Genomic DNA, 21,879 nt, shown 5'->3' with positions numbered 1-21,879 from the left:
CACGGGGCGCACGGCGGTAAATGCGTTGTCGCGGGTGCCCGCCTCGGTGACACTGTGGCGGACCGCGGCGACCGCCGCTCCTGGGCCGGGCACCGCTGCCCGTTGCGTGGAAAAGGCAGACCTCTGATGGGTACTGACGCGAGTGGGCTCACCGCCCTGCTGGAAGCCGAAGCCGCACGGTTCACGCTCCAGGAGCCCCCGGACCCCACGGCCCCCGCCGGAGTGGTCGAACTGGAGACGGTGCGCGACGGCAAGCCGCTCGGCGTGGGGATCCACGTCAAGCACCTGACCACGGGCGAGGAGGCCTCGGTCCGCCCCGACGTGGTCTTCGAGACCCAGAGCGTCATCAAGGTGACGGTGGCCGTCCGCGCGTACCAGCTCGCCGACGCCGGGCTGCTCGACCTGGACGAGCGGGTCCGGCTGACCCGGTCCGACATCGTCGGCGGCTCCGGTTTCCTGCGCTACCTCCAGCCGGGCGCGGAGGTCACCGTCCGCGACCTGGTGACCATGATGCTCCTGGCCAGCGACAACACCGCCACCGATCTGCTGCTCGCCCGGGTCGGCGGCCCCGACGCGCTCAACGCCTGGCTCGCCGACTCGGGGTACGCCCACACCCGCTTCGCCCAGAGCGTGCTGGACGCCGCCCGGTTCCCGTACGTGCTGGCGGACCCGGGGCACGCGGCGCTCACCGGCGCGCAGGCCTACGCGCTCGGCCACGGCGATCCCGGGTGGGCGGGCATGACCCCGGAGTGGCAGCGGGGGATCGAGGACCAGATCGCGGCCCTCGTGGCCCGTCCGCTCGACGAGGTCCGCGCGCTGGCGAAGGAGCGCGGCCTGCCCACGTGCTTCGGACAGATGACGCCGCGCGAGGCCGTCCGGCTGCTGGAGTCGATCGAGCGCGGGACCGCCGCGTCGGCCGCCGGCTGCGCCGAGATGCTCGCCGCCCTGCGGGAACAGCAGCTGGGCGAACGCCGCCTGCCGGGCCTGCTCGACGAGCCCGTCGCGCACAAGACCGGCGACTACCCGCCCTTCGACGCCAACGACATCGGCGTCGTGTACGCGGCCTCGGGTCCCATCGCCATCGCGGTGTTCGCCAACGACCTCGCGGGCGACTACCAGCGGGAGGAGGACCGGATCGGCCGGATCGCCCGCGTGGTGGTCGACCACTTCGAGGCCGCCGACCGCGCCTGACCCGCAACGGTCCCCGTGCCCGGCGGGGGCACCGCCCGGGAACGGGGGACCGGCCCGCGGCATTGACCCGGCGGTCGGTCTGTGGTCGCCTTGCATCCGGTCGACCGGGACCCGGAGGAGGCGAAGTGACAGTCGGGGCGACGATCGGCGCGGACCTGGCCGGGCACCTGGAACTGCTGGGTCTCGACCCGGCCGAGTGCGCGGCCTACGAACGCCTCCTCCTGGCCCGCGACCCCGGCCCCCGCGACCCCGGCGCCCCCGGGGACCCGGCACTGCACAGCCTCGTCGACCTCGGCCTGGCCACGGTCGACCCGCTGTCGGGGGACCGGCTGGTCGCCGTGCCGCCGGACGTGGGCCTGGAGATCCTCGCCGGCCGCCGGCAGGCCGCGATCCACCGGGCCCGGTCGACGGTGCTGGCCGCGTACGAGGAGTTCCGCCGGTCGCGGCACGCGCACCCGGCCGACGGGGTGGTGGAGGAGGTCGCGGGGGAGGCGATCCGGCAACGGATCCGGCAGGTCGAACGCAGCGCCACCGCCGAGATCCGCCGCTTCGACACCCCGCCGTACTTCTTCCCCGACGTCGCCAACACCGTGGAACTGGACCAGCTGGCCACCGGTATCCGCTACCGGGTGGTGTACGCGGCCGGGTCGCTCGCCCGCCCGGGCTACCTGGACGGCAACATCGCCCCGTGCGTGGCCGCCGGGGAACAGGCCCGCCAGGCGCCCGCCCTGCCGGTGAAGCTGACCCTGGTCGACGACCGGCTGGCGCTGCTGTCGCCGTCGGCGCGCCCAGCGGAGTCCAGTCCGGTGCTGCTGATGGTCCGGCCGTCGGGGCTGCTGTCGGCGCTGGCCGGGCTGTTCGAGCTGACCTGGCGCACCGCCGCCCCGCTGTACCCGGCGGCCACCACCCCGGACCGGTGCGGCCCGCCGCCCGCCGAGCGCAGGCTGCTGGCACTCCTGGCGGCGGGCGCGACCGACGAGCACGTGATCCGGGACCTGGGCCTGAGCCGGCGGACCTTCTACCGGCGGCTCGGCGCGCTGATGACCCGGGCGGGCGCGGCGAACCGGGTCCAGCTGGCGATGTACGCCCGCCGCGCGGGCTGGCTGGGCTAGAGCCGGCCGGGGCTGGCCGCCGGCCGGAGCCGGCCGGGAGCGGACCCGGGCCTAGAGCCAGCCGAGGTCCACCGCCGCGACCGCCAACTGGAACCGGTTCGCCGCCCCGGCCCTGGTCATCAGCACCTCCAGCCGGTGGTACAGGGTCCGCCGGCCGACGCCGAGCTCGGCGGCGATCCGCTCGTCGCTGGCGTCGGCGACCAGCAGGGCCAGCAGCCGGCGCTCGTCGGCCCGCAGCGGGCTGTCGCCGCGGTAGAACGCCAGCCCGAGCGCCCAGCACTGTTCGACCAGACCGATCAGGCCCGTCAGCAGGCTGCCCGGTCCGACCCGGGTCATCGACCGCATCGCGGCGGTGTCCTGCAACGTGTGGCCGACGTAGGCCACCTCGTCGTCGAAGATGGACACCTTCACCGGCAGCGCGTCGAGCATCCGGGCCCGTTCGCCGTGCTCGGCGGCCGGGATGATGTTGCCGGCCAGGTAGCCGGGCAGGGTCAGGGACGCCGCCGCGTACACCACCTGGTAGTCGACGCCGCGGTCCAGGTTCGCCAGCTGTTCCCGGTTGGGGGTGGACGCGGCGTAGTGCGGCGGGGAGTCCAGCATCCGGACCAGGCGGACCGCGTTACGTTCGGCGTCCTTGATCCGGGCGCGCATCACCGGGCCGGAGAGCACCTCGACCGTGCCGCAGCCGTCGGCCTGGGGCCCGGCGGCGTACGCGTTGCGGACCGCGATCCGCGCGCCGGCCAGTTCGGCCTCGCGGCGGTGGGTGAGCAGGTCCAGGGCCACGGCGGGCGGTACCGGCTCCAGGTGCTGGGCGACCCGGTTGGCCAGGCCGAGGTCGAGCAGCCGGGTATCCGTACCCGTCGGGGGGTCGTTATCCGTTCTGAGCAGTGCGACGTAGGCGTCGGCGTCGGCCGGGGCGAGTCCGAGCAGGCGGAGGTCGGCGGCGAGAGCCTCCGTACCCATCGTGGGTTCCCTTCGTCCCGGTGCACATTCGTGCCATTGGCAGTCGGCTGCCCCGCAGCTTAGTGACCTGCGGGTAGACAGGGCCATCGATCCGCAATTCTGACGAGAGGTGAAACGATGAGAGCCAGACACGTCGTGGCCGCGGCCACGGCAGTGCTGCTCGGTGGGGCGGTCGTCGTCGCGGGCACCGCCGGGGCCCAGACCGCCCCGACGGCGGCGCCGGCCGCGGACCTCGTGGTCACGGTGGTGGGTGACCTGTGCGGCACGTCCTGCGACCAGACGGCCGACCTGGCCACCGCGATGAACCCGGCCGCGGTGATCACCCTGGGCGACAACGCCTACGAGGACGGCACGCTCAGCGAGTACAACAACTCCTACGACCCCTACTGGGGGAAGTTCAAGTCGATCACGTACCCGTCGGTGGGCAACCACGAGTACCAGACGTCCAACGCGTCGGGCTACTTCGACTACTACAACGGCGTCGGGCAGGCCAACGGCCGGGCCGGTGAACGGGGCAAGGGCTACTACAGCTACAACCTCGGCGACTGGCACTTCATCGCGCTGAACACGAACATCGCGGTCACGGCCGGCTCGGCCCAGGAGCAGTGGCTGCGCGCCGACCTGGCGGCCAACACGAAGAAGTGCACCGCCGCGTACATGCACCACCCCCGGTTCAGCCGGGGCGACCACGGGACCAGCACCAAGCCGCAGCCGCTGTGGCAGGCGCTGTACGACGCCAAGGCCGACCTGGTCCTCGCCGGCCACGACCACAACTACCAGCGGTTCGCGCCGATGAAGCCCGACGGCACCCTCGACACCGCCAACGGGCTGCGCCAGCTGCTCGTCGGCACCGGCGGGCGCGGCCTGTACAGCTTCAACCAGACCGCGCCCAACTTCGAGGTCGGCAACGACTCGACCCTCGGCGTGGTGAAGCTGACCCTGAAGCCGACCGGGTTCCGGTACGACTTCGTGCCGGTGGAGGGGCGGACGTTCACCGACTCGGGGGAGGGCACCTGCCACAAGGCGACCGGTTCCACCCCGACGCCGACGGCCAGCCCGAGTCCCACCCCCACCCCCACCCCGACCCCCACTCCGACGGGTACGCCGGGCGTCGGGTTCACCGACGACTTCGAGACCGACAAGGGCTGGACCGTCAACCCGGCCGGTTCCGACACCGCCACGGCCGGCAGGTGGGAGCGCGGCGACCCCGAGGCGACCACCGACAACGGGGCCAAGCAGCTCGGCACCACCACGAGCGGCTCGAACTCCCTGGTGACCGGCAGACTCGCCGGGGCGTCCTCCGGGGCGAACGACCTCGACGGCGGGGTCAGCTCCATCCGCTCGCCCCAGTTCGCCGTGACCGCGGCGACGTCGAACCTGTCGTTCCGCTACAACTTCGCGTACGGCTCCAACGCGTCGTCCAGCGACTACCTGCGGGTCCGGGTCGTCGGTGCGAGCACCACCACGGTGTTCGAGAAACAGGCCAGCGCCACCGACACCGACGGGGTCTGGCAGACCGGCGCGGCGGACCTGAGCGCGTTCGTCGGGCAGAACGTCCGGCTGCTCGTCGAGGCCGCCGACGCGAGCGGGGCCAGCCTGGTCGAGGCGCAGATCGACGACGTGCGCACGGCCGGCGGCGGGCGGCAGACGTTCACCAACGCCACGGCGTACCCGATCCCGGACAACGGGACCGTGGACAGCCCGATCGCGGTCACCGGCGTGCCCGGCCAGGCCTCGACAGCCGTGTCGGTCAGCGTCGACATCACCCACCCCTACCGGGGCGACCTGCAGCTGGACCTGATCGCACCCGACGGCACGGCGTACCGGTTGAAGAGTTCGGACAGTGACAGCGGCGACAACGTGGTCGCCACCTACACCGTGGACGCCGCCAGCGAGACGGCCAACGGCACCTGGATCCTGCGGGCGCGCGACACCGCGGCCTCGGACGTCGGCCGGATCAACAACTGGCGCATCACGCTGCCCTAGCAGGAGAGAGTTCCTTGTACCTCGCGACAAGCAGGTCGGCGTCCCCCACCACCCCGGGGGGCGCCGGCCCCGCGCGTGTGTCGGGCACCGTGGTGGGGCTCGGGCTGGTCAGTTTCTTCACCGACGCGTCCTCGGAGCTCGTGGCCGCGTTCCTGCCCGTGTACCTGCTCTACGGCCTCGGCATCGGCTACCTCCAGTTCGGCGTCCTCGACGGCCTGTACACGGGCGCGACGGCCGTCCTCCGCCTGGCCGGCGGCCACCTCGCCGACCGCACGGCCCGGCCCCGGGCGGTCGCCCTGTTCGGCTACGGGCTGTCCGCCGTCACCAAGCTAGGCTTCCCGCTGGTGGGCGGCTCGGTGGCCGGGATCGGCGGCCTGCTCGCCGCCGACCGGGCCGGCAAGGGCATCCGGACCGCGCCCCGCGACGCCATGATCACGGCGGCCTCGCCCCGGGCGGCGCTGGGTCGGGCGTTCGGCGTGCACCGGGCGCTGGACACGGCCGGGGCGCTGCTCGGGCCGTTGCTCGCGTTCGCGCTGCTCGCCGGGATCGGCAGCGCCTACGACGCGGTGTTCGGCACCAGCTTCTGCCTCGCGCTGATCGGCGTGCTGATCCTGTTCTTCTTCGTCCGGGTCGACCCGCCGGCCCCGGTGACGATGGCCCCGCCCGGGACCGGTGCGGGAGACCCCGCGGTGACCTGGCCCGGAGCCGACGGGGGAGTGCCGGCGGTTGCCCGGCCCGGGGCCGGCCAGGGAGACCCGGCGGCCCGGCGCGGGGGCGCCCCGGCCCGCCCCCGGGTCACCCTGCGCGGCAGCCTGGCGCTGCTCCGGAACGTCGCGCTGCGCCGGGTCGCCGGCTGCGCCCTGCTGCTGGGCCTGGCCACCGCCGGGGACGCCTTCCTGTTCGTCACCCTCGCCGAACGCAGCGGGATCGGCGGCAACGCCCTGTCGCTCATGCCGCTGGGCACCGCCGCGACGTTCCTGCTCGCCGCGATCCCGGTGGGCCGGCTCGCCGACCGGCTGGGCCGCTGGCGGGTGTTCCTCGCCGGCCAGGCCCTGCTCGTGGCCGGGTACGCCCTGCTCGCCGGCCCCCTCACCGGCTGGGCGCTGCTGCCCGTGGTCCTCGGCCTGCACGGCCTGTACTACGCGGCCACCGACGGCGTCCTGATGGCCCACGTCGGCGCGCTGCTGCCCCCGGAACTGCGCTCCACCGGCCTCGCGCTCGTCCAGACCGGACAGGCCCTCGCCCGGATGGCCGCCGCCGTCGCGTTCGGGGCGCTCGCCCAGGGCTGGGCGCTGCGGCCCGCGTTCACGGTGTTCGCCGCCGCCCTGCTGGTCGCGACCGTCGCCAGCGCCGTCGTCCACAGAACCACCGACAGGGAGTACGCATGAACCGCCGGCTCGCCGGAATCTGCACCATCGCCGTCGTCCTGCTCGCCGGGGCCGGCTACGTCGGCTGGACCGTGTGGCGGCAGCGCCCGGCCAGCGCGGCCACCGGAGGACTGGACCCGGCCCGGTCCGGCACCCTGCTCTACGTGGACGAGGCGGCCGGCGACCGCCGGGTCGGCCAGGTGGCCCCCGGCGGGGAGGCCGCGACCGGCGACCTGCGCTGCCTGCGGATGTACTCCGCCGGCGGCACCACCATCTGCCTGCGCGCCCTCACCGTGCCCGCCGGCTTCGAGGCGCTGCTCCTCGACCGGAACCTGGCGAAGATCCGCACGGTCCGGGTCGACGGCACCCCGAGCCGGGCCCGGGTGTCCGCGTCGGGCCGCCTCGTCGCGTGGACGGTGTTCCGGTCCGGCGACTCCTACGACCCCGGCCGGTTCTCCACCACCGCCGGGATCTACGACACGGCGGACCGGAAGTTGTACGGCTCCCTGGAGGACTTCACCCTCACCGTCGACGGCGCCCCCTACGACAGGCCCGACGTCAACTTCTGGGGCGTGACCTTCGCCGCCGACGACCGGACGTTCTACGCGACCCTCGGTTCGGCCGGCCGCACCTGGCTGCTGCGCGGCGACCTGCGGACCCGCACCCTGACCGCGATCCACGAGAACGCCGAGTGCCCGGCGGTGTCGCCGGACGGCACCCGGGTGGCGTACAAGAAGCGCGGCGCGGGCGGGGCGTGGCGGCTGCACGTGCTGGACCTGGCCTCCGGGCAGGAGGTCGCCCTGGCGGAGACGGCGAACGTCGACGACCAGGCGGTGTGGTTCGACCCGACGACGGTCGGGTACGCGACCACCCCGGCGGGGGCCCGGCACCCGGCGGTGTTCGCGGTCCCGGCGGACGGGTCGGGCGCGCCCCGGTTGGTGCGGCCCGACGCGTCCTCCCCGGCCCCGCTGACCTGACCTGACCTGACCGGGCCGGGCCGGGCCGGGCCGGGTGCGGGCCGCAGGTCCCGCGATCGGCGGTGGGCGGACGACCGGAGTCGGGTCCACCCCCGCGGCCCCGTAGCCCTAGCGCGTCAGCCCGCCCGGCCCTACGGGTTGATCGACAGGAACACGAACGCGCCGAACAGCACCAGGTGCACGACCCCCTGCAACCGGGTCGCCCGCCCGGGCACGACGGTCAGGATGCTCACCACCACGGTCAGGGTGAGCAGGACGGTCTGGGTCGACCCCAGACCGAGGAGCAGCGGCCCGTCGAGCCACAGCATGGCGACGGCGATCGCCGGAATCGTCAGCCCGATGCTGGCCATCGCCGAGCCGAGCGCCAGGTTGAGGCTGGTCTGGAGCTGGTTGCGCCGGGCGGCGCGCAGCGCGGCGAGGGTCTCGGGCGCCAGGACGAGCAGCGCGATCACCACGCCGACGAAGGACAGCGGGAAGTCGACGGCGCGCACGGCCGACTCGATGGCGGGTGACTCGACCTTGGCGAGCCCGACGACGGCGACGAGGGCGGCGACGAGCAGCGCGAGGCTGGTCCACGTGGCACGGAGGGTGGGCGGCGGCGCGTGCTCCCCGTCGTCGGCCGCCGGGCTCCCGGGGTCGACCGCGCCGCGCGCCCCGGAGCCCCCGGGGTCGACCGCGCCGCGTGCCACGGAGCCGTCGGAAGCCGTGATCGGCGTCCCGGAGCCTCCGGCCTCGGGGGTGCCGCGCACCTCGGTCTCCGCGAGCGACGGCGTCCGGACCCAGGGCCCGTCCGGCGTCACGGGCAGGAAGAAGTCCCGGTGCCGGATGGTCTGGGCGCCCACGAAGCTCGCGTACAGCACCAGGGACGCGGCGGCGGCGAACGCGAGCTGACCGGTGGAGAACTCCGGCCCTGGCCGGCTGTTGGTGAACGTCGGGAGCACGAGACTCAGCCCGGCCAGGGACGCGACGGTGGCGAGCGCCGCGCCGCTGCCCTCGGCGTTGAACAGGGTCTCCCCGAACTTCAGCGCCCCGGTCAGCAGCGAGATCCCCACGATGCCGTTCAGGGTGATCATCACGGCGGCGAACACCGTGTCCCGGGCCAGTGAGGACGCCCCTTCGCCGCCGGAGATCATCAGGGTGATGATCAGGGCCACCTCGATCACGGTGACGGCGACCGCCAGCACCAGGGACCCGAAGGGCTCGCCGACCCGGTGCGCCACGACCTCGGCGTGGTGCACGGCGGACAGCACCGCCCCGGCCAGGACCAGCGCCACGATGCCGACCAGTACCGGTCCCGGCTTCCGGCCCCAGGTCACGGCGAGCAGGATCAGCGCGAGGACCGGGAACGCCGCGGCGGCAATGGTGGCCGGCGAGGCGCGCCATGTGGAAGTACCCATACAAGGGGTCTACAGGCCGGGCGGCGCCGACGAGCGGATATGGCGAAAATAGGAACAGACCAGACGACGGGTACCGGAGCGCGGCCCGGCGGACCTGCGCGGGCGACGACCGGTGCGTCAGGGGCCTGGCCAGGAGGTACACGTCCAGGTGTCGCCCCTCCGCTCGACGAGGAACGGGACGGCGTGCGGCAGTGGTCTGCCCCACACGGTGCCGCCGAGTCCGCAGAGCTCGCTGAGACCGACGGTGAGGCTGGCGACGTGGCCGACGACGGCGACGGTCCCGCCCGGGTGCCGGTCGGCGATGGCGGTGAGCGCGGCGGTGACCCGCGCGGCGACGTCGGCGCCGGTCTCGCCGTCCTCGGCGCGGGCGGACAGGTCGCGGTCGACGATCCACGCGCGCAGGGTCGCCGCGTCCACGTCGGCTTCGAGCAGCCCGGGCATCGGGACGGGGTCGGCGCCGACGACGCGCGCGACGGCGGCGGCGGTGTCGCGGGACCGGACCGCGGTGCTGTCGTAGACCCCGTCGACCGCGACGCCCCGGAAGGTCGCCGCCGCCGAGGCCGCCTGGTCCCGGCCGCGCGGGGTCAGCGGCGCGGCCGGGTTGACGCGGCCGCCGCCGCCGAACGTGGTGTCGGCCTCGGCGTGCCGCAGGCAGAAGATCCGGACATGATCGCTCATCCGGGCACTATCCCTGGCCCGTGCGCTCCGCGTGCGGCGGGGTCGGTGGGCGGCCCGGTCGACGCGCGTCCCCGGAGCCGCCGACATCCACTGTCCTGACAGGACAGAGCAAAGGGACGGCGACGGGTACGCGCGGGGCAGCGCGCGGCGGCCTTCCGGCTCTACCGTGTGCGTCATGGACCCGCTGCGCTCCCGGCCCGACCTGACCCGGGTGGCCTCCCCGGGGCTGGAGCCCGTCAAGCTGCTGCTCGTCGTCGCCCTGCTCGGGACGGGCCTCGTCGCCGTGGCGCTGCGGACGACGGTGTGGTCCGCAACGGACTACCCGGAACTGCCGTACCCCGTGGTCCTGATGTTCTTCCCCGTCGCCACGGTGGCCGTCTGGCTGTTCCGGAGGTGGTTCGGGGGACGGCCACCGGCGCGGCTCGTCGCGCACCGGGACGGATTCGCCGCCCCGCCCGCCGGCTACGCGCGCGCCCGGCGGCTGCTCGCGGCGCCGACCCTGGTCGCCTGGTACAGCCTCCTGTCCGTCGGATCCGGGCGCCGGGTGGCAACCGGGTGGCTGGTCCTGTTCGCGCTGGCGGGACTGGTGGCGCTGGTCGGACTGCTCCGCCCGGGCCCGAGGGTCCTGCTCACCCCGACCGGTGTCGAGTTCCGGACCTGGTGGCGGACCCGGTGGACCCCGTGGGACGAGATCACCGCCGTGCGGTTCCGGCTGTCGGTCGAGGTGCGCGGCCGGGGCTGGTGGTCGATCCCGGACGAACGGCTCGACGTCTGGCCGGGCTACACCTCCGACGCGATCGGCCACTACCTGGGCGCGCCCGGCCACCGGCACCTGATCGGCACGGCGGGGGAGCTCGACCGGCTGCACCGGGAGCTGTCGGCGACCTGGGCGCGCCGCGACGAGCGGATCCGGCGGACCGGGCGGTGGTCGACGCTGCTGTGGCCGCCCGCCGCGTAGCCCGTCGGGCCGGGGTGTCCGGGGTGGCCGCGCCCAGGCTCGGCGCGGCCACCCCGGTCGGTTCAGAACTGCAGGGACCACACGTCGATCTTGCCGACGTCGTTGCTGGCCACGTCCTGGACCCGCAACTTCCAGACCCCGTTGGCCGCGGCGGGCACCGTGGCCGAGTACGTCTTGAGCACGTTGTCGGCCGAGTCGCTGTTCGGGAAGTCCTCCAGCACGACCACGGTGCCGTCGGGCTTGACCAGGCTGACCACCAGGTCGCCCCGGTAGGTGTGCTTGATGTCCACGGCCACGGTCACCGACGACGCCCCGGAGACCCCGGACACCGTGATCGGGCTCTCCACCGTCGCGTTGTCGGTGATCGCCACGTCGGCGGCGTTCTCGAACCGGGGTCCGCCCGGGGTCCCGCAGTACTGCTGCTGCTTGCCGATCGCCCGGTAGGGGCAGTCCGCGTACTCCGACAGCTTCAGCACCGCCTCCTTGTTCCGCGACGTCTGGGCCGGGATGACCTCGTCGGGCGGGTAGAAGCCGCCGCCGCCGGAGGACGGGTACATCTCGAAGGTGTACGCGAAGATCCGCTGGTCGGCCCACAGCCAGTCGATGACGATCCCGTCGGCGACGTACAGGTCACTGGCCTGCTCGGGGGTGTAGTTGTTCGTCGCCGCCATCTGCTGGCCGATCGTGGCGAAGGTGCCGCGCTGGTCGGCGTTCATCACCGGGTCGGTGTCGGCGCTCTGGTAGCCGTAGGGCCACAGCACCAGCTCGGAGTACGTGTGGAAGTCGATGGCGACCTTGATCTGCTGCACGCCGCCGATGTTGCGGGTCCGGACCCAGTCCGCGTACTTCTTGGTCTCGGGCGCGGAGAACGCCGACGGGCCGCGGTAGGTCTCGCTGGACGTGCTGCTGGACGAGCCGCCGCAGCAGCCGAACTTGTACGGCCAGTTGCGGTTGAGGTCCGTGCCCACGTTGGACGAGCCGGTGTTGGGCTGGCGGTTCTTCCGCCACGACCGGTAGGAGCCGGTGGCGATGTCGTACTCGCCGCCGTCCGGGTTCACGTCCGGCATGATCCAGAACTCGCGGCTGTCCACGAGGGCCGTGATCCGCGGGTCGGTGCCGTAGTTGTCGGCGAGCAGGTGCATCAGGTAGATGGCCATCTCGACGGTCAGGTGCTCGCGCGCGTGCTGGTGCGCGTTGAACAGGATCTCCGGCTCGTCCTCGTCGGTGGCCACGTTGTCGGAGATCTTGATCAGCATCAGGTCGCGGCCCTCGTACGACGTGCCGTAGCTGAGCTTCTTGAAGATCGCCGGCTTGGCCGCCGCGAGGTTGTTCACCTCCGTGGTCAGCTCGGCGTAGTCGTGGTAGTTGGAGTCGGCGGGCGGGAAGCCGGCCAGGCCGGGCAGGGCGTGGTCGTCGTGCTGCCGGGGGGCCTTCTCGATCCCAAAGCCGAGCTTGCCGATCGCGGCGATCTCCGTCCGGGTCGCGGTGACGAGGACGCGGCCGTGTTCGACGAGGTCGACCGACGCGCCGGTCCGGGCGATCGCGTTGACGTCCGCGTTCGTCCGGGGGCCGGTCAGCACGTACTCGGCGGAGGGGTTGTCCGCGGGTTCCCGGACCGGGTCGGCGCCGGCCGGCGTCGACAGGGCCAGGCCCAGGACGAGGGCGGCGCCGACCAGGAGCCAGCGTGATCGGCGGAAGAAGAGGGGGTTCATCGCGCCTCCAAGGTGCAACGGTGGTAAACCACTTCACCGCTTCGGCGCGCGAGAATCAATCAACGTCGATATATTGGCAGATGTGCGGCAGATCGCCCCCGGCGAGGCGCTCCCCGGCGAGGCTACGCGGCCCTCACCGCCGCCCCCGCTTCCGGCGCTCCTCCCGCCGGTCCCGCCGCTCCCCGGACCCGAGGTCCGCGGTCTTGTACGTGACCAGGGGCACCGTGGTGGCCACCGGGGTGGCGAGCCCGTGCCCGACGAGGTCGCCGATCACCTGCTCGATCCGCTTGTACGCCGTCGGCGCCTCCTCGAACAGCAGCTGCCGGTCCCCGCACACCACGAACGACCCCACCGGGGTGCGGCGCAGCTCCTCGACGGTGTGCTTGGCCCGGCCCCGGCGGAGCGCGTCGGACCGCGACATCTTGCGGCCCGCGCCGTGCGCGACGGAGTGGTTGGCGTCCGGCCCGGCGTGCGCGGCCACCAGGTACGACGGCGTGCCCCGGGTGCCGGCGACCAGCACGTCGCGGCCGTCGCCCGGCGCGGCCCCCTTGCGGTGCAGGTAGACCCCGCCGCCGTACTCGACGGAGTTGTGGCACATGTCGACGACCGGCTCGGTGGGCCGGGCCCCGAGGGCGAGGGCGACCCGCGCGGCGATCAGGCGCCGGTTCGCCGACGCCCAGCGCACCGCGTGGTCGTGTTCGGCGAGGTACCCGGCGGGGTCGGCGGCCGGCCCGGCCCCGTGCACCTCGGTGTGCGCGCGCAGGATCTGCTCGCCGAGCCCGCGCGAGCCGCTGTGCACGATGAGGACGACGTCGCCGGCCGCGAGCCCGAGCCGGGCGGCGTGGTCGGGTTCGAGGACGGTCCCGACCTGGGCGAGTTCGACGAAGTGGTTGCCGCGCCCGACGGTCCCGAGGCCCTCGACGTGCCCGGGGACCTCGTCCAGCGCGTCCCAGGCGGGGTCGTCGGCGTCGGGCTCCAGGTCGAGGTCGGGGAACCGGGCGGCGAGCCGTTCCGGTACCACCCGCTTGAGGGCGATCGGGAAGACGGCGATGCCGCACCCGATGTCGGAACCGACCAGCAGCGGGTACAGCACGGTGGACGCCATGGCCGCGCCGATCGGGGCGCCCTTGCCGGGGTGCAGGTCGGGCATGCCGGCGACGTGCAGCATGCCGTCGAGCGCGGCCACCTGGTGGCACTGGTCGACGGCGTCGGACTCGATCCAGCTGGTGGGGGAGGCGAAGACGGTGACCGTGCCGGGGGTGCCGGGGGTCGCCGGGGCGGACGGTGTGCCGGGGGTCGCCGGGGCGGCCGGGGGCACGGGAGGGTGCTCGGACAAGGAGGCTCTCTTCGGGGCGCAGGCTGATCAGACGACGGCGCGGTGGGGTGGGCACACCGGGCCGGGGGAAGGGCGGTCCGTCAGAACGTCATGCGCATACCTTGCCCCGGACCCGCCCCCGGGGCAATCGGATTTCCCCGGGGGCGGCGGTGCGGTCCACCGCCGAGGGCCCCTCAACCCTCGGCGGTGGACCGCGGAACGGCGGCCGCTCAGCGCGCCGGCGCGGCCGCGAACGGCACCTGCGCGGGCGCGGGGTCCGGCTCGCCGTACGGATTGCGCCACAGGCCCCGCTCGCGCAGGATCGGCAGCACCCCCTCGCCGAACCAGTACGCCTCCTCGACGTGCGGGTGCCCGGACAGGATGAACTCGCTGACCCCGAGGGCCGCGTACTCGGCGATCCGGTCGGCGATCTCGGTGTGGCTGCCGACCAGGGCCGTGCCCGCGCCGCCCCGGACCAGGCCGACCCCGGCCCACAGGTTGGGCGCGACCTGGAGGCTGTCGCGCCGGCCGCCGTGCAGGGCGAGCATCCGGCGCTGGCCCTCCGACTCGCTGCGGGCCAGGCCGGCCTGCACCGCCGCGATGTCGGCGTCGCTGATCCCGTCGAGGAGCTTGCGGGCCTGGGCCCAGGCCTCGTCGGCGGTGTCGCGGGCGATCACGTGCAGCCGGATCCCGAACCGGGGCTCGCGGCCCTCAGCGGCGGCGAGCGCGCGGATCCAGGCCAGCTTCTCCGCGACCTGGGCCGGCGGTTCGCCCCAGGTCAGGTACACGTCGGCGTGCTTCGCCGCGACCGGGCCGGCGGCGGGGGAGGACCCGCCGAAGTAGACCGGGGGCACCGGGTCGGGCACCCGGGGCAGGGTCGCGCCCTCGACCCGCAGGTGCTCGCCCGCGTAGTCCACGGACCCGCCCCGCCACAGCGCCCGGACGATGTCGAGGAACTCGCCGCCGCGCGCGTACCGGGCGTCCTTGTCCAGGAAGTCGCCGTACGCGCGCTGCTCGTGCGGTTCGCCGCCGACGACCACGTTGAGCAGCAGCCGGCCGTCGGAGTGCCGCTGGAACGTGGCGGCCATCTGCGCGGCGAGGGTCGGCGACAGCAGCCCCGGCCGGAACGCGACGAGGAACTTGAGCCGCTCGGTGACCTCGGTGAGCATGGCGGTGGACAGCCAGGCGTCCTCGCACCACGCGCCGGTCGGGGTCAGGGCGCCGACGAAGCCGAGCTGTTCGGCGGTCCGGGCGACCTGGCCCAGGTAGGCCAGGGTCGCCGGCCGGGCGCCGCCCGCGACGCCGGCGGGCAGGCCGTGGCCGCCGCCGACGATGAAGCGGCTGTCGCCGTAGGTCGGCAGGAACCAGTGGAACGCGAGGGTCATGACTTTCTCCAGGTGTGGTGCCGGGCTGCGGAGCGGCCGGGCGGGCGGGGTGCCGGTGGTGCGGGGCGGAGCCGGCCGGGCGGGGGCGGATGGGTCGGGACCAGGTCGGCCGGGACCAGGTCGGCCGGGGTTGGGGGCGCGGGACCTCAGGGGCTCACAGCAGCCCGTGCCGGGGCGGCGCCGTCCCGAGCAGCGCCGCCCGCCCGAGGTGCTGGATCTTCCACCGGACGGGATCGTGCAGCGTGTGGGTGCGCGCGTTCCGCCAGTGCCGGTGCAGGTTGAAGCTGTCGAGGCTGGCCCGGGTGCCGGCGACCTCGAACAGCGCGCTGGCCAGTTCGTTGGCCGCGCCGTCGGAGTAGGCCTTCGCGGCGGCCACCGCCAGCGACGCGCGCCCGGCGGACGCGTCGTCGAGGTCCGCCGCCGCCGCGTCGATCTCCCGGGCGGCCTCCCGCAGCAGGGCGCGCGCGGCCCGGGCCCGCAGGGACAGCTCGCCGAACCGCTGGACGAGCAGCGGGTCCTCGGTCGCGTGCTCCACCTCGGCCTCGAACCAGGGCCGGGTCTTCTCCCGGACGAACGCCGCCGCGTCGGCGAGCGCGCCCTCGGCGATCCCGACGTCGATCGCGGCGTGCAGGACCTGGGCGAAGGCGCCGTAGAGCTGGGGGCCGGTGAAGGTCAGGTGGTGCGGGATGACCCGGTCTGCGGGGACGTGCACGTCGGCGAGGCGGACCGTGCCGCTGGCCGTGGTGCGCTGGCCCATGCCGGTCCAGTCGTCGACGATCGTCAGGCCGGGGGAGTCGGCGGGGACGTACGCGACGTAGATCTTGTCGTCCGTGCCCCTGGCCAGGACCGCGATCCAGTCGGCGTACAGCGCGCCGGTGGTGTAGAACTTCGTGCCGTTGAGGGTGTACCCGCCGGCGGTCGGTTCGAGCCGGGTCCGGTAGTCCATCAGGTGCTTCGTGCCGACCTCGGACTGCGCGTTGCCGATCCGCCGGCCGGCGAGCACCTCCCCGAAGAGGAACGCGCGCTGCTCGGGGGTGCCCTGGTGCCGCAGCGCGTTGACGTACACGAAATGGCTGTGCGGGATCTGCGCGATGTTGGGGTCGGCGGCGGCCAGGATCCGGAACACCTCGGTGAGGGTGTCGGCGCCGAGGTCGGCCCCGCCGTGCCCGGCGGGCACGGTGACCGCGAGCAGGCCGCTGGCGCTGAGCCGGTCGAGTTCGTCGTGCGGCAGGCGGCGGTGGGCGTCGCGGTCGGCGGCCCCGGGAGCGAACTCCGCGGCGAGTCCGGCGGCGACGTCGAGGGCCTCGGAGCCGTCCCGGATCACGTGTGCGGCGGGCCGGGCCGGGGTGGTGGGGGCAGGCGTGGACATGGGGCGATGCTGGCACAGGCCTCTGGCCAGGGCAATCGTCCAAGTGGTATTTCCTACTAATCCGATAGGGAAAGACTGACAAGGCTGTGAGTCAAGTCACTTGTACCTGGACAGGGTCGCGCGGCGGCCCCTACGTTCCAACCCATGAAGCGGAGCCTGCGCCTGATCCAGCGGCGCTATGTGGACAACCACCGGGTGTGTAGCTGCGGCTGTTGACAGCCGGCAGCGTTCCCCGCGTTCCTCCCGCACTTCTGGCGAAATCCCACCACTCTGCCCGCGCACCGGGGTCCCAGCCCCGGCCTGCCCGTGGCCCCCTCTTGTTCTGTGAAGGGCTCCACCGTGTCCATCAGGAAGTCCACGAGTCTGCTCGCCGGCGTCGCCGCCCTCGGCCTGCTCGCCGCCTGCAACAGCGGCGGCACCGGCCCCGCGACCGCCGACGCCCGCCCGGCCGGCACCGCCCTCAACGTCGGCGGCAAGCCCGTCGCCGGCGGCACCCTCAACCTGTCGATGTCCGCCGACCCGCTGTGCCTCGACCCGCACGCCATCTCCTCCGACGTCGAGCAGATCTTCGGCCGGATCCTCACCGACAACCTCGTCTACCTGGACAAGGACGGCAACCCGGCGCCGTGGCTGGCCGAGAGGTGGGAGGTGTCCGCCGACCAGAAGACGTACACGTTCCACCTGCGCAAGGGGGTCACGTTCAGCGACGGGGCCGTGTTCGACGCCCAGGCCGTGGTGACCAACTTCGAGCACATGCTCGACCCGGCGACCCGTTCGCCGCTGGCGGGGCCGTACATCGCGCCGTACCAGGACAGCAGGATCCTCGATCCGCAGACGCTGGAGGTGCACCTCAAGCAGCCGTACACCCCGTTCCTGGACGTGCTCGCCCAGGGCTGGCTGGGGCTGCTGTCCCCGAAGGCCATCAAGGAGAGCACCCCGGCGCAGCTGTGCGAGAAGCCGGTGGGTTCCGGGCCGTTCGTGCTGACCGGCTACACCAAGAACCAGGGCGCGACCTTCACGAAGCGCAAGGGGTACGACTGGGCCCCGCCGCTGCTCGGCGCGACCGGTGAGGCGCACCTCGACGGGATCAATGTCTCCTGGGTCGGGCAGGACGCGGTGCGGTTCAACTCGCTGGCCAGCGGGCAGTACCAGGCGACCGGCTACGTGCCCGCCCAGAACGCCGCCGCCGTGAAGACCGACCCGAAGCTCGTGTACTCCAACGTCAACCGGATCGGCCTGCCGTACACGATCGAGTTCAACACCACCCGGGCCCCGTTCGACGACCTCAAGGTGCGCCAGGCGTTCGTGGCCGCCGTGAACCGGGACGCGATCGTCAAGACCGTCGGCTTCGGCGAGCGCCAGCTCGCGACCAGCTTCGTCGACCGGGTCACCAAGTACTACGACCCCACGGTCAAGCTGCCCGGCTTCGACGTCCAGCGCGCCAACGACCTGCTCGACCAGGCCGGCTGGACCGCCCGGGACGCCGACGGCTACCGCACGAAGGACGGCAAGCCGCTGCTCGTGCAGTGGCCGGTGGGGCAGACCGCGACCGTCAGCCCGATCTTCGACCTGATCCAGGCCCAGGTGAAGGCCGTCGGCATCAAGGTGAACGTGGAGCTGATCCCGCCGGCCCAGCTGACCACCCGCCGGTACGCCGGGGACTACGACCTCTCCGCCGGCGTGTGGCACACCAACACCCCGGACGTGCTCTACATCAAGTACGCGACGTTCAGCATCCCGCGCAAGGAACAGCTCGGCCAGAACACCTCGCACCTGAGCGACCCGCAGCTCGACGCGTGGCTCGACCAGGCCCGGCAGACCAGCGACAAGAAGGTCCTCGCCGACCTGTACTCCAAGGTCCAGCAGCGCCTCGCCGAACTGACCCCCGGCTTCCCGGTGTACGACAACTCGGTGCTGTGGGCGTTCAGCGCGAAGCTGCACAACGTGGTCGTCGACACCTCGCACGGCACCCCGTACTTCGGCCACGCGTGGCTGGAGAAGTAGTGCGACACCTCAAACGGATCGCGATCCGGCTGGCCGCCGGCATCGGGGTGCTGTGGGGCGCGGCGACCCTGTCCTTCCTCGCGCTGCACGCCACGGCGGGTGACGCGGCCCTGGCCACGGTCGCCGGGGACGGGGCCAACCCGACCCAGGCGGTGCTCGACCGGGTCCGGGCCGACTACGGCCTCGACCTGCCCCTGCACCGGCAGTACCTCAACTACCTGGGCAAGCTCCTCACCGGCGACCTGGGCGAGTCCTACCAGCAGCGGATCGCCGTCACGAAGGCGATCGGCGGGCAGCTCGGCGAGACCGTGCAGCTCGCGGTGAGCGCCGCCGTGGTGGCCGTCGTGCTGGCGGTGGGGGTCGCGGTCCTCACCGCAGGCCGGCGGCGCTGGATCCGGTCGGCCACCTCCGGGGCGGAACTCGTGCTCACCTCGTTCCCGACGTTCGTGCTCGGCCTGGTGCTCCTGATCGTGTTCTCGTTCCAGGCCGGCTGGTTCCCGGTGTCCGGCAACGGCGGCGTCGAGGCGCTGGTGCTGCCCACCCTCACCCTGGCGCTGCCGATCGCGGCCACCCTCTCCCAGGTGCTGCGCACCGAACTGGAGGAGGTCCTCGAACAGCCGTTCATCCTCACCGCCCGCAGCCGGGGCATGCGGGAGGCGGCGGTCCGGCTCGGGCACGCGCTGAGGCACGCCCTGATCCAGATCGTCACCATGTCCGGGTTCGTGATCGGCGGCCTGCTCGGCGGGGCCGTGATCACCGAGACCCTGTTCGTGCGGCGCGGCGTCGGCCAGCTGATGCTCACGGCGACGACCACGAAGGACGTTCCCCTGGTACTGGGCGTGGTGCTCCTCGCCGCCACGGTGTACGTCGTCGTCAACCTCCTCGTGGACATTGTCTACGGCCTCGTCGACCCCCGGGTGGTGACCGCGTGACCGCGCTGTCCCTGACCGTGCCCCGGGTGTCGGCCCGGCTCCGGGGCTGGCGGGTGCGCCCCGGCCTCGTCCTCGGCGTGGCGTTCCTCGTCCTGCTGGTGATCGCCGCCATCGCCCCCGCGCTGCTCACCTCGCACGACCCGTTGGAGATCAGCACGGACGGCGCGTTCCTGCCGCCCGGCGGGGACCACCTGCTCGGCACCGACCAGTCCGGCCGCGACATCCTGGCCCGGATGGTGCACGGCGCCCGGTCCTCGCTGGTCATGGGCCTGGGCGCCACCGCGATCGGCGTCACCGTCGGCGCGGCGGTGGGCCTGCTCGCCGGGCTCGCCAACCGGTTCGTCGAGGGCGCGCTGATGCGCCTCGTGGACGTCACGCTGTCGGTGCCCGACCTGCTGATGGCCCTGGTGGTGATCGCGCTGCTGGGCACCGGCACCGTCAACGCGCTGTTCGCGGTGGCCTTCGCCAGCATCCCGTACTACGCGCGGATGCTGCGCGCCCAGACCCACGTGGTGCGCCGGGCCACGTACGTCGAGGCGGCCACCGCGCTCGGGCTGCCCCGCTGGACGGTCATCCGCCGGCACGTACTCCCCAACGCCTTCAAGCCGTTGATCGTGCTCGCCACCATCGGGATCGGCAACGCGATCGGGGCCGGCGCCTCGCTCAGCTTCCTCGGACTGGGCACCAAACCGCCCGCGCCGGAGTGGGGCAACATGCTGTCGCTGGGCATCCAGTACATCTCCAACGACTGGACCATGGTCGCCATCCCCGGCCTGGCCATCACGCTCACCGTCCTGTCGGTGACCGTCGTCGGCCGGGACCTGAAGCGCCGCTCCGAAGGGAGGGCCGTCTGATGTCCGACGTGATCCCGCTGGTCGAGGTCGACAACCTGCGGGCCGGGTTCGCCGCCCGGCCGACCGCCGTGGACGGGGTGTCGTTCACCCTGCACCGGGGCGAGTGCCTGGCCCTGGTGGGGGAGTCCGGCTCCGGCAAGAGCGTCACCGCCCGCACCCTCGTCGGGCTCACCGGCGCCGGTTCGACGGTGCGCGCCGACCGGCTCCGGTTCGACGGCGAGGACGTCCTCGGCCTGCCCGAACGGCGCTGGCGGCGGATCCGGGGCGCCAGGGTCGGCTTCGTGCTCCAGGACGCGCTGTCGTCCCTGGACCCGCTGCGCCCCGTCGGCCGGGAGATCGCCGAACCGCTGCGGCTGCACACCCCGCTGAGCGGCCGCGCCCGCCGGGCCCGGGTCCTCGAACTGCTCGCCGCCGTGGGGGTGCCGGAGCCGGAACTGCGGGCCGGGCAGTACCCCCATCAGCTCTCCGGGGGTCTGCGGCAGCGCGCCCTGATCGCCTCCGCCATCGCGGCCGGGCCGGAGCTGCTGATCGCCGACGAGCCGACCACGGCCCTGGACGTGACGATCCAGGCCCAGATCCTGGCGCTGCTCAACGAGCTGAAGACCGGGGACACGTCGATGCTGATCGTCAGCCACGACCTGTCCGTGGTCGCCCGGCTCGCCGACCGGGTCGCCGTCATGCGCGACGGCCGGATCGTCGAGGAGGGGCCGACGGAGCAGGTGCTGGGCGACCCGCGGCACGAGTACACGAAGGCGCTGCTCGCGGCCGTGCCCGCCAGCCACGCCAAGGGCACCCGGCTGTCCTCGGCGGCCCTCGTCCCGCAGCACCGGCTCCGCGAGGAGGGCGAGGGCATCCTGCGCGAACGCCCCTCCCTCAAGCGGGTCGCGGCCACCGCCACCGACGAGCCCGTCATCGAGGCCCGCGATCTGGTCAAGTCGTTCCTCGGCTCCGACAAGGTCGCCCGGACCGTCGTCGGCGGGGTGTCCTTCGACCTGCACGCCGGGGAGACCCTCGGCATCGTCGGCGAGTCCGGCTCGGGCAAGACCACCACCGCCCGGATCGTCCTCGGCCTGGAGACCCCCGACAGCGGTACGGTCACCCTGCACGGCCGCCGCTGGGACGCGCTGAGCCCGGCGGAACGGCGCGCCGAACGGCGCCGGCTCCAGGTCGTGTACCAGGACCCGCTCAGCTCCTTCGACCCGCGCTACACCGTAGAACGGATCATCGGCGAGGCGGTCGCGGTCACCGGCCTGACGGGTACGGCCCGCCGGGACCGGACCGTCGAACTCCTCGACCTCGTCAGCCTCGACGCCGGGTACCTGCGCCGCCGCCCCCTGGAACTGTCCGGCGGCCAGCGCCAACGGGTCGCCATCGCCCGCGCGCTCGCCCCGGAACCCGAGGTGATCGTCTGCGACGAACCGGTGTCCGCGCTGGACGTCTCGGTCCAGGCCCAGATCCTGGACCTGCTCGCCGACCTCCAGGAGGGCCTCGGCGTGGCCTACCTGTTCATCTCCCACGACCTGGGCGTCATCCACCACGTCAGCGACCGGGTACTCGTCATGCGCGACGGCCTGGTCGTCGAGTCCGGCGACGTCGGGCAGATCTTCACCGATCCCCAGCACGAGTACACCCGGGCGCTGCTCGGGGCCGTCTCGACGCTGTCCACCGCGAAATGAGCA

Annotated in this window: 17 protein-coding genes; 10 read left to right on the top strand and 7 right to left on the bottom strand. The window is 73.5% G+C overall.

Going from position 1 to position 21,879, the window contains the following annotated elements; translation table 11 throughout:
• Positions 1-126: 126 nt before the first annotated feature.
• Together AB0M43_RS05410 and AB0M43_RS05405 are read left to right on the top strand one after the other, a co-directional pair.
• Positions 127-1,191: a serine hydrolase gene (locus AB0M43_RS05410; protein WP_363721401.1), complete on the top strand. Its 1,065-nt coding sequence runs from the start codon at positions 127-129 to the stop codon at positions 1,189-1,191.
• Positions 1,192-1,316: 125 nt separating this feature from the next.
• Positions 1,317-2,303 (top strand): hypothetical protein, encoded by a 987-nt coding sequence (locus AB0M43_RS05405; protein ID WP_363721400.1) that lies wholly within the window; start codon positions 1,317-1,319, stop codon positions 2,301-2,303.
• 51 nt (positions 2,304-2,354) lie between these two features.
• Here the strand turns inward: AB0M43_RS05405 and AB0M43_RS05400 are convergent, their stop codons facing one another.
• Positions 2,355-3,266 carry a hypothetical protein gene (locus AB0M43_RS05400; protein WP_363721399.1) on the bottom strand — a complete coding sequence of 304 codons (912 nt, stop codon included), beginning with the start codon at positions 3,264-3,266 and terminating at the stop codon, positions 2,355-2,357.
• 117 nt (positions 3,267-3,383) lie between these two features.
• On the opposite strand from AB0M43_RS05400, the gene AB0M43_RS05395 reads away from it, so the two are divergent.
• From AB0M43_RS05395 to AB0M43_RS05385, 3 genes are read left to right on the top strand one after another with little or no spacing between them, the layout of a single operon-like run.
• Positions 3,384-5,252 carry a proprotein convertase P-domain-containing protein gene (locus tag AB0M43_RS05395; protein WP_363721398.1) on the top strand — a complete coding sequence of 623 codons (1,869 nt, stop codon included), beginning with the start codon at positions 3,384-3,386 and terminating at the stop codon, positions 5,250-5,252.
• A 14-nt stretch (positions 5,253-5,266) separates the two neighbouring features.
• Positions 5,267-6,640: an MFS transporter gene (locus AB0M43_RS05390; protein WP_363721397.1), complete on the top strand. Its 1,374-nt coding sequence runs from the start codon at positions 5,267-5,269 to the stop codon at positions 6,638-6,640.
• Positions 6,637-7,596: a hypothetical protein gene (locus AB0M43_RS05385; RefSeq protein WP_363721396.1), complete on the top strand. Its 960-nt coding sequence runs from the start codon at positions 6,637-6,639 to the stop codon at positions 7,594-7,596. Before AB0M43_RS05390 ends, AB0M43_RS05385 begins: the two co-directional genes overlap by 4 nt.
• A 131-nt stretch (positions 7,597-7,727) precedes the next feature.
• On the opposite strand, the gene AB0M43_RS05380 is transcribed toward AB0M43_RS05385, so the two are convergent.
• The gene (locus AB0M43_RS05380) at positions 7,728-8,993 is read right to left on the bottom strand and encodes an ionic transporter y4hA (RefSeq protein WP_363721395.1); all 1,266 of its coding nucleotides are present in this window, start codon (positions 8,991-8,993) and stop codon (positions 7,728-7,730) included.
• 117 nt (positions 8,994-9,110) lie between these two features.
• On the bottom strand, positions 9,111-9,671 hold the full coding sequence (locus AB0M43_RS05375; protein WP_363721394.1) for a histidine phosphatase family protein: 561 nt from the start codon (positions 9,669-9,671) through the stop codon (positions 9,111-9,113).
• Positions 9,672-9,846: 175 nt separating this feature from the next.
• Here AB0M43_RS05375 and AB0M43_RS05370 point away from each other — a divergent pair, with 175 nt between their 5' ends.
• Positions 9,847-10,629: a PH domain-containing protein gene (locus AB0M43_RS05370; protein WP_363721393.1), complete on the top strand. Its 783-nt coding sequence runs from the start codon at positions 9,847-9,849 to the stop codon at positions 10,627-10,629.
• 62 nt (positions 10,630-10,691) lie between these two features.
• On the opposite strand, the gene AB0M43_RS05365 is transcribed toward AB0M43_RS05370, so the two are convergent.
• From AB0M43_RS05365 to AB0M43_RS05350, 4 genes are all read right to left on the bottom strand, one after another.
• Positions 10,692-12,341, bottom strand: a complete 1,650-nt coding sequence (locus AB0M43_RS05365) for a M14 family zinc carboxypeptidase (protein WP_363721392.1) — start codon at positions 12,339-12,341, stop codon at positions 10,692-10,694.
• 133 nt (positions 12,342-12,474) lie between these two features.
• Positions 12,475-13,659 carry an RNA ligase RtcB family protein gene (locus AB0M43_RS05360; protein ID WP_363722058.1) on the bottom strand — a complete coding sequence of 395 codons (1,185 nt, stop codon included), beginning with the start codon at positions 13,657-13,659 and terminating at the stop codon, positions 12,475-12,477.
• A gap of 227 nt (positions 13,660-13,886) precedes the next feature.
• Positions 13,887-15,041, bottom strand: coding sequence for an LLM class flavin-dependent oxidoreductase (locus tag AB0M43_RS05355; protein WP_363721391.1), 1,155 nt, complete (start codon positions 15,039-15,041; stop codon positions 13,887-13,889).
• A 154-nt stretch (positions 15,042-15,195) separates the two neighbouring features.
• Positions 15,196-16,410 (bottom strand): SfnB family sulfur acquisition oxidoreductase, encoded by a 1,215-nt coding sequence (locus AB0M43_RS05350; protein WP_363721390.1) that lies wholly within the window; start codon positions 16,408-16,410, stop codon positions 15,196-15,198.
• Between the two features lie 339 nt (positions 16,411-16,749).
• On the opposite strand from AB0M43_RS05350, the gene AB0M43_RS05345 reads away from it, so the two are divergent.
• Genes AB0M43_RS05345 through AB0M43_RS05330 form a run of 4 tightly spaced genes read left to right on the top strand, consistent with a single transcriptional unit; the run spans position 16,750 to position 21,876 of the window.
• Positions 16,750-18,414 carry an ABC transporter substrate-binding protein gene (locus tag AB0M43_RS05345; RefSeq protein WP_363721388.1) on the top strand — a complete coding sequence of 555 codons (1,665 nt, stop codon included), beginning with the start codon at positions 16,750-16,752 and terminating at the stop codon, positions 18,412-18,414.
• On the top strand, positions 18,414-19,346 hold the full coding sequence (locus AB0M43_RS05340) for an ABC transporter permease (RefSeq protein ID WP_363721386.1): 933 nt from the start codon (positions 18,414-18,416) through the stop codon (positions 19,344-19,346). Before AB0M43_RS05345 ends, AB0M43_RS05340 begins: the two co-directional genes overlap by 1 nt.
• Positions 19,343-20,200: an ABC transporter permease gene (locus tag AB0M43_RS05335; protein WP_363721385.1), complete on the top strand. Its 858-nt coding sequence runs from the start codon at positions 19,343-19,345 to the stop codon at positions 20,198-20,200. The genes AB0M43_RS05340 and AB0M43_RS05335 overlap by 4 nt, the downstream gene beginning before the upstream one ends.
• On the top strand, positions 20,200-21,876 hold the full coding sequence (locus AB0M43_RS05330) for an ABC transporter ATP-binding protein (protein ID WP_363721383.1): 1,677 nt from the start codon (positions 20,200-20,202) through the stop codon (positions 21,874-21,876). The genes AB0M43_RS05335 and AB0M43_RS05330 overlap by 1 nt, the downstream gene beginning before the upstream one ends.
• Positions 21,877-21,879: the final 3 nt, after the last annotated feature.

Origin of the sequence: Longispora sp. NPDC051575 (genome assembly GCF_040681875.1) — a bacterium.
GTDB lineage: Bacteria > Actinomycetota > Actinomycetes > Mycobacteriales > Micromonosporaceae > Longispora.
The sequence above is the reverse complement of the archived record's forward strand: the minus strand, read 5'-3'. Positions and strand labels throughout refer to the sequence as shown.

What these genes read in the sequence shown, in the direction of transcription:
- AB0M43_RS05410 (WP_363721401.1), top strand. Translation starts at nt 127, where the DNA reads ATGGGTACTGACGCGAGTGGGCTCACCGCCCTGCTGGAAGCCGAAGCC.
- AB0M43_RS05400 (WP_363721399.1), bottom strand. Translation starts at nt 3,266, where the DNA reads ATGGGTACGGAGGCTCTCGCCGCCGACCTCCGCCTGCTCGGACTCGCC.
- AB0M43_RS05395 (WP_363721398.1), top strand. Translation starts at nt 3,384, where the DNA reads ATGAGAGCCAGACACGTCGTGGCCGCGGCCACGGCAGTGCTGCTCGGT.
- AB0M43_RS05385 (WP_363721396.1), top strand. Translation starts at nt 6,637, where the DNA reads ATGAACCGCCGGCTCGCCGGAATCTGCACCATCGCCGTCGTCCTGCTC.
- AB0M43_RS05380 (WP_363721395.1), bottom strand. Translation starts at nt 8,993, where the DNA reads ATGGGTACTTCCACATGGCGCGCCTCGCCGGCCACCATTGCCGCCGCG.
- AB0M43_RS05375 (WP_363721394.1), bottom strand. Translation starts at nt 9,671, where the DNA reads ATGAGCGATCATGTCCGGATCTTCTGCCTGCGGCACGCCGAGGCCGAC.
- AB0M43_RS05370 (WP_363721393.1), top strand. Translation starts at nt 9,847, where the DNA reads ATGGACCCGCTGCGCTCCCGGCCCGACCTGACCCGGGTGGCCTCCCCG.
- AB0M43_RS05365 (WP_363721392.1), bottom strand. Translation starts at nt 12,341, where the DNA reads ATGAACCCCCTCTTCTTCCGCCGATCACGCTGGCTCCTGGTCGGCGCC.
- AB0M43_RS05355 (WP_363721391.1), bottom strand. Translation starts at nt 15,041, where the DNA reads ATGACCCTCGCGTTCCACTGGTTCCTGCCGACCTACGGCGACAGCCGC.
- AB0M43_RS05350 (WP_363721390.1), bottom strand. Translation starts at nt 16,410, where the DNA reads ATGTCCACGCCTGCCCCCACCACCCCGGCCCGGCCCGCCGCACACGTG.
- AB0M43_RS05330 (WP_363721383.1), top strand. Translation starts at nt 20,200, where the DNA reads ATGTCCGACGTGATCCCGCTGGTCGAGGTCGACAACCTGCGGGCCGGG.